This is a genomic window from Pedobacter fastidiosus, assembly GCF_014306625.1.
Lineage (GTDB): Bacteria > Bacteroidota > Bacteroidia > Sphingobacteriales > Sphingobacteriaceae > Pedobacter > Pedobacter fastidiosus.
This window is the reverse complement of the sequence record NZ_JACRYL010000045.1, coordinates 1-5,310: the sequence shown is the minus strand read 5'-3', so window position 1 is coordinate 5,310 and position 5,310 is coordinate 1. Positions and strand designations below refer to the sequence as shown.

Below are 5,310 nucleotides of genomic sequence, written 5' to 3'. Positions count from 1 at the left end.
TTCTGCTTTTTTCAAGCAACAACTCTGGGGGTCAATTTAAAATTGGCGAAAGGGGGTCAAATTTATTGGTATATGCATCTGTGCAGGCTTTACAAAATCGAACCGCTCTATTTTTCGGATTTCGTCTATCCGCTGAATATCTCGAAATGTATCGCTTACCTCAAAGCCGAAATGGACTTTCGGGCAGAAGATTTACAGCTCATGGTATTGGAGGACGAAACCCACAGGGCAACGCTTGCAACCGTGAAAATCTTTGATACCAAGACAACGCTGTATTATCTGCCCCTTGAACCGCTTTACAGGCTGTTGAGGGACAGGGAGCGAAGAGCAGTTGCCGATCTTCTGCTTTCGGTAACCGCCTGTTTTTATCAATATGGGAAAATTCCATCCCATGCAGACTGCTGTAGCTACCTCAATGATACCTATTCGATGATCGGAGAATGGATTTTGGAAAACGAGGAGGAGGAGGACAAAGCCTACCGCAGGCATCAGCTTTCCTACATAAAAAAAATGGACAGGCAAAGCCATTCAATTTTGAAAAGACTTAAGCAGAAAAAGCCCTTAAGTGATTTTAAAAAAAGAATGATGGCTTTTTGTCCCTCGGACAAAGTCGAGGAGGATCTGCTCGCCCTTGCGCAAAAGGCATATTCGATGTTCGGCACTTTTCCCGAAAGGACGGTTATGGACAAGATCATCGATGATTTTGATGCAGAGGAGGAACAGGAGGAAAGAATAAGGATTGACCAATACCTCTCTTTCATATGGAGCAGAAACGACTGCCTTTATGATACACTCATGGAAACTGTTAATTCAGCTTTACAGGAATACAACTGGATAGACGAGCCGATGGACATTCAGTTTTTTGACCTTCCGCAGGAAAAGCAGACCCATGACCTCTTGTTTGAGGAGACCTTTTTCGATCTGCTGAATGATCTGACCGACACTTTAATAGATTTTGAACATGAAAAACATTAACGAATCATTCGAAAAAACATACGATCCCTTTAAGGCGATTCTTTTCTATAAATCCGCAAAGGACGAGAGTTTTTACGTAGAGGGCTACGATATGGATTTTTTTGGGAAGCCGATCAATGCGCATCCCCTTTCCCTGCAAGAGAGCCATGCCCTTTCAGATGCCCTTGCAGACAGCGAAGAATTAAAGCAGGGTTTTCTGCAGTGCCGATCCATACTTGCGCCCGAAGTGCTGTTTATAAATTCCGATCGTGACGGCTATGTTCTTTGGTACACCCATTCAGTTAGGCAAAACCTCTCTTTTAAAAAAGACCTGTCTATTGATGATGGTGAAGCCAATCTTCCTCCTCTTTTGTGGAAGGCTTCAAAGCAACGTTTGTCCCTATGGGCTCTGGCAAAAGACGGAAGACCTGTTAGCAGTTCAACCCTATATTACGCACCCTTTTTTAATATTTATCAAAATGGAGAGGTCTGTATGGGGAATGTAGCAATAGAGATCGACATCAACTCCTCTCTCGAAGGATTTATGGAATCCTGGCAGAACTACTTTTTTAAGTCCGCTTTCAGCCATCTTCTCGGGGACAGCGCACCGACAAAAACAAATATCGTTCAGCTGTGGCAATCCCTTGTATCTAGCGAAAAACCATTCCCCATAAAAACGTTAAAAAAATATCCCAAAACCCTAAAAGACCTGATCTAATGGAACTGCAAAAGAAAAGAATACATTTTGTACACTCTTACCTCATAAATCCCACCAATCCCATTTCCGTGAGTCTTATCGGTGCAGGTGGTAACGGCAGTCAGATGCTTACCGCTCTGGCGAGGATCAACCATGCCCTCTGCTCGCTTGGTCATGCAGGCTTACAGGTAACTGTTTTTGATGATGATACCGTAGAGAGCGCAAATCTTGGCAGACAGCTATTCTCTGAATCAGAACTTGGGATGAATAAGGGAGTTGCGCTCATCAACCGTGTGAACCGCTTTTTTGGAAGCGGATGGAAAGCCGTGCCCGAAAGATTTGAAGCGGTGAGCGATACAAAATCACTGCATAGCAGAAAAGCAAACCTAACGGTTTCCTGTGTAGATACCCTATTGGCCAGAGCAAACATTGAGCATCTGATCCGAATCGAACATGATTCTCAAAGAGATCAAGGGCTTTACCTTTTGGATTTGGGAAACAGCAGAACTTCGGGACAAGTGTTTTTGTCAACCTTGCAGACCATCAAACAGCCAAAATCAGAAAGGTTTGAAACGGTTGGAAATTTATCTTCCATGCTTGAAGATTATGGGGTCTTGCTTGATGGCAACGATCAGCATGCGAACGATCCAAGCTGTTCTTTGGCGGAAGCCCTGACAAAACAGGATTTATTCATCAATTCTGCTTTAGTCAGTCTGGGTGCTTCCATGCTATGGAATCTTTTTCGGGAGGGACTGCTCGAATACAGGGGCTTCTTTTTAAACCTTAAGGATTTCCGGTCACAGCCTGTTGTTGTGTAGAAAGGTCTTTCTGGAAATTCCCCGGCGGCGGGCTTCGCCCGCCCATTTTTTCGGCTGCCGTTTTCCCGGGCACTGGCAATCCTTCCAAAACGTCAGCCGTTTTTTTTGAGGCATTTGATTTCTACACCGAGGCTTTCCTGATCTTGCAGATTATACCAATTGAAAATAGAGTTGAATCTCGATTGTTTGGATTTTATTTTGCGGATTAGAATCTGTGGCCTTGAATACATGGGTCTCCCAATATAAATTTGCGAGTTTATTTTTGAAAGGACAGAAATGATTTCCCGATTTTTAGCCCTTGGAAATAGAAAACCGGTCTTTATGTACTGGGTAGTCTTATCTGTGTTAAAAAGCTACTATTTATGGTCTTTCAATTAGCCTGCTGGTTTTTGATTCCCATATACTCATCATTCTATAAATAGTTAAATATGGGTAAGCAGGGATATTAATGTCGGTTTCGCATTTTGATAGGCCTATTTATCCTGAAACAGAGGCCTTAAGCATATGCACTGTAAGTAGGGAATAAAAATGTATTCTTATGAAATTCGTTTTACCGGAATTGGAAAACCGCGTGATTAATTCTAATGAATCGGCAACGCCTACCGAAGCTATTTTGGTAATCGAGGGAATCGCCTACATTATCATTATTCTTTAATCAACACAAAACAGGATGTCAAAGACATCCTGTTTTGTCTAAACTGCTAGACTGGGCTTATATGGAACAGAAAAATAATTTAACCGACAGGATAAAAAAAATGTGGCCGAGAGTATGATAATGAATCAGTTGTAGGATATATCGGAGAAAAGGTCGAACTCCGTTATCTGGAAAAAACAAGCCTTCCCAAGGGAAAAGCGATGCTGTATCGGGCATCTACAGATATCCATTGCACAACACCCACCGCTGAAGCAGTCTGTGTCCATCAATATTATGTTCAATGATGTCAAAATGCTGAACAAAGATCAGTATTATTTCGATATCAACAAGGGTGTTATTGACTCACATGTGTCGGTTTCCTCATCAGGAAGACATCTTATGCTGGAAATGGCAAAGTTGTTCGGCAACCAGCAGACACTTTCGTTGGTGGAGAATATTGCGCATTCGCATATATCTCCGCATGTGGAGAGCAAAGGCTTATGAATCTATTGCCGAAATTACAGGAGATTTGGATATTTGGAAGTTGGGACTGAGCGACGCAGATAAAATTGTCAAGACCTAGTCCCAAAGAGTACTGATTAATGGATATAAATCATAACTTTAATACAGCGTCAGTGGTAATGAAATTTAGTTGCTTATAAATCTGGGTAACAGTTAGAATAAAATCATGGAATACCTTTTACTTTTAATAGCGCTTTTTGCGGCCTTCATTCTATTTACGTTCCTCTCCAGTGCCAAGAATCGGAAAAAGCAAGTTAGTATACTAAATGAACAATGGGGCAAAGCAAGGGAAGATTATATCAATCTTGACAAGGTAAGGCGTTATTCGGGTGCTTCGAGCCCGGGCGATGGACATAAATTATCCGTTCAGACGATGAACGATATTGATTTTGACAGGTTATTCACATTTGTTGACCGGACAACCAGCAAGGTCGGCCAACAGTATCTTTATGACCGGTTAAAAAAGCCTATGTCCGAAATAAAGGAGTTAAGGCAATTTGACAGGCAGGTAACTTTTTTTTATAACCAGGAAGACACAAGGATATTGGTGCAGATGGAACTTTTAAAGCTCAGTTCTGAAAAAGGCTATTCTGTAGCAACTCTGCTCGCAGATACGATACCCGAGCAGCCCCGTTGGTTCAACTGGCTAGTAATAGATGTGGTTATTTTGATTTCAAGCTTCGCAATGTCGATAAAATGGCCCTTATTTTTTGTTTTGGGGATTCTTATTGCTGCGTTTAATGTTTTTTATCTAAATTATTTAAACAAAAGGTATATCCTACATTTCACGAATTCACTACCACAGCTTGATTTATTGATCAGGGCTGCGAAAAATATAAGTAAATTGAAGATACCGTTTGAAAGCAGGCATATTAAAGACAGTACGGACGTTTTTAGGCATTTTCAACGCCTGATAAATCTAATTTATTTCGGATACGATGTCAAGGGAGAAGCCAATATTGCCTATCTACCTTTGTACCTTTTCGATTTGCTGAAGTCAGTCCTTTTGATCGAATCCTTTACAATTTACGGTCTTTTAAAATTGATTAAAAAAAACCAGGCAAAAATTGATAACTTATTCAGGTATGTTGGAGTCATTGATACCGCAATTTCTGTAGCGTCCCTTAGAAGTGGAGAGATTGGTACCTGTCTTCCGGTATTTACCGAGGAGGTAAAGCACTTCAGTATTAAAGACGGCATACATCCATTGGTTAAAAACTGTGTCGGCAATACTATCAATATTGATAAGCGAAGTATACTGCTGACGGGATCGAATATGTCGGGTAAAAGTACTTTTCTAAGAATGGTCAGTATCAACGCGCTTCTTTCACAGACAATATATACTTGCTTTGCAAAAGAATACCGAGCACCAATATTAAACCTTTATTCGTCAATACGTATCGATGATAATTTGTTTCAGGGGAAAAGTTACTTTTTTCAAGAGGTCAGCGTCATGTCTACCCTTATCGACGCAACAGATCATAGCAGTCAGAACCTTTATGTCCTCGATGAAATATTTAAAGGGACAAATACCATAGAACGTATTGCTTCTGCAAAGGCTATTCTATCATACCTGGATCAAAAAAAACATATTGTTTTTGTATCCACCTGCATATACCAATAAATTTGACCCCCTTTCGCCAATTTTAAATTGACCCCCAGAGTTGTTGCTTGAAAAAAGCAGA

The 5,310-nt window shown here is 40.9% G+C and carries 4 protein-coding genes; all 4 read left to right on the top strand.

All coding sequences use genetic code 11. The features are described from left to right. On the top strand, positions 1 to 975 hold a 975-nt coding region (locus H7U22_RS22675), incomplete at its 5' end, for a hypothetical protein (RefSeq protein WP_222621944.1). Continuing rightward, complete coding sequence (locus tag H7U22_RS22670; RefSeq protein WP_187073620.1) at positions 962 to 1,672, top strand: PRTRC system protein B; 711 nt, start codon at positions 962 to 964, stop codon at positions 1,670 to 1,672. The genes H7U22_RS22675 and H7U22_RS22670, both read left to right, overlap by 14 nt. Beyond that, positions 1,672 to 2,469 carry a PRTRC system ThiF family protein gene (locus H7U22_RS22665; RefSeq protein ID WP_187073619.1) on the top strand — a complete coding sequence of 266 codons (798 nt, stop codon included), beginning with the start codon at positions 1,672 to 1,674 and terminating at the stop codon, positions 2,467 to 2,469. Before H7U22_RS22670 ends, H7U22_RS22665 begins: the two co-directional genes overlap by 1 nt. 1,322 nt (positions 2,470 to 3,791) lie before the next feature. After that, positions 3,792 to 5,249 carry a MutS-related protein gene (locus H7U22_RS22660; protein WP_187073618.1) on the top strand — a complete coding sequence of 486 codons (1,458 nt, stop codon included), beginning with the start codon at positions 3,792 to 3,794 and terminating at the stop codon, positions 5,247 to 5,249. Positions 5,250 to 5,310 lie beyond the last annotated feature (61 nt).